The 1,753-nt window shown below is 33.1% G+C and carries 3 protein-coding genes; all 3 read right to left on the reverse strand.

The genetic code is table 11. The features are described from left to right. A partial coding sequence (locus RR539_RS06490) for a Sapep family Mn(2+)-dependent dipeptidase (protein WP_332500263.1) occupies positions 1–718 on the reverse strand: 718 nt, incomplete at its 3' end. A 53-nt stretch (positions 719–771) separates the two neighbouring features. After that, positions 772–1,335, reverse strand: a complete 564-nt coding sequence (locus RR539_RS06495) for a nitroreductase family protein (protein ID WP_332500264.1) — start codon at positions 1,333–1,335, stop codon at positions 772–774. A gap of 55 nt (positions 1,336–1,390) precedes the next feature. After that, on the reverse strand, positions 1,391–1,753 hold a 363-nt coding region (locus tag RR539_RS06500; protein ID WP_332500265.1), incomplete at its 5' end, for a lipid II flippase MurJ.

Below are 1,753 nucleotides of genomic sequence, written 5' to 3' on the forward strand. Positions count from 1 at the left end.
ATGATAATTCTTTGTATATTCTAATAATGTCTTCCTTATCCTCAGTTAAAATCTCCGCCTCACAATAATCAGGAACCATATTCTCACGTGTTCCACCCTTTATGTATACAACCTTAACTGTAGAAGTTTGTTCATCAAGTACATCCTTAACTATATCGAAAATAAGAAGTCCCTTTTCTCCATGTATAACAGGGAAGTCTGCATCTGGTGTAAATCCCATAACAGGAGGTTTTTCTCTCTCTAAATAATAAGGTATGTCATTACATCCTGTTTCCTCATTTGTACCAAAAATAACTCTAACCCTTTTTGATAACTTAACTCCTGAGTCTTTAATAGCCTTAAGTCCATATAATGCTGCCATTATAGGTCCCTTATCGTCTATTGCACCTCTACCATAAATAACTCCATCTATTAAATCTCCTGAGTATGGATTTCCATTCCAACCATCTCCCTCAGGTACAACATCTAGATGCCCTAGAACTGCAATATAATCTTCACCTTCACCATACTCTGCATAACCTACATAATTATCAAGGTTAACAACCTTAAATCCCATATTTCTTGATAGATTTAATGCATAATCAAGTGCCTCTTGAACATTTTCTCCAAATGGCATATTCTCTTTAGGTGAGGATTCTACACTTTGAATTCTTATAATCTGTCTTGTAGACTCAACTAAATCATTTGATAGAACTTCTACTGATCTTTCTATATTCACTTATCTACACTCCTCTTAGGTTTGTTTCAACTTAAAAAAGGTGCATAGGCACCTTAAAAATAATCTATTTCTTTATTCCATAGGTTCTCATGTGATATATCTGAAATACTCTTCTTATCTATCATACCACTACTTGGCTTTATATAGCCAATAGAATTCTGTGTATAGCCAATAGGAGTAAGTCCAATAACCCTATAATTACTTGGAATATCTAATGCACTTCTAAGTGCATCTTCATTAATAATCTCAATCCAACAAGAACCAAGGCCCTCACTTGTTGCTGCAAGTAAAAGTGTATACATGGCAATTGCTCCGTCAAGCATATAAAACTGATTATCCTCATAATAACTAGATACATCTTCTCTAGCAGTAACTACTATAGATAATGGAGCTTCTATAAACCCCTTCTTAGCACTATTATCATCTGGAATAATCTTCTCAATATTCTCTTTTGTGGTGTTATCTGAAATAAGTATTAACTTATAACTTTGTAGATTTTTAAATGATGGTGATAATGTAACCATATCAAGTATAGCCTTCACCTTATCACCAGGAACTATTTCATCCTTAAAACTCTTTACACTATGTCTTGACTTAAGTAAGCTTAAAAAATCCATTTATACCACCTCCTATAGGTAGTATGCCACGATTTTTATATGAAATTCGTAAAAATTACTTTTTAAGTTTTCTTTTTACTTTAGCAAGGAAAAAGTCCATTTCACTCATTCTCATCTTATATGTTACAAAGAAATATAGCACAATGGCAACAAGCATTGATAAGCCAACCCCTATAATCTGCTCTGTTTTTCCCTCATGTCCTACAAAACTCTCTGCTACTCTTGAGACAATTAAAGCTGCTCCACCCATTATAAATGAAGCAATAGATGCCTTAATAAAACTTTGTGAAATTTCCTTAGTTCTAAGTCCCTTGGTTTTCTTACTAAGTCCTCTATATAAAAGATACATATTAACTATACTTGAAATTGAATATGCCATTGATACACCTGCAATTGAAAGTGGTGTATAGAATGTTAA

This window comes from Clostridium sp., from assembly GCF_036639235.1.
Classification (GTDB): domain Bacteria; phylum Bacillota; class Clostridia; order Clostridiales; family Caloramatoraceae; genus Clostridium_AB.

Coding starts and splice junctions, on each gene's coding strand:
- RR539_RS06495 (WP_332500264.1), bottom strand. CDS start 1,335: ATGGATTTTTTAAGCTTACTTAAGTCAAGACATAGTGTAAAGAGTTTT.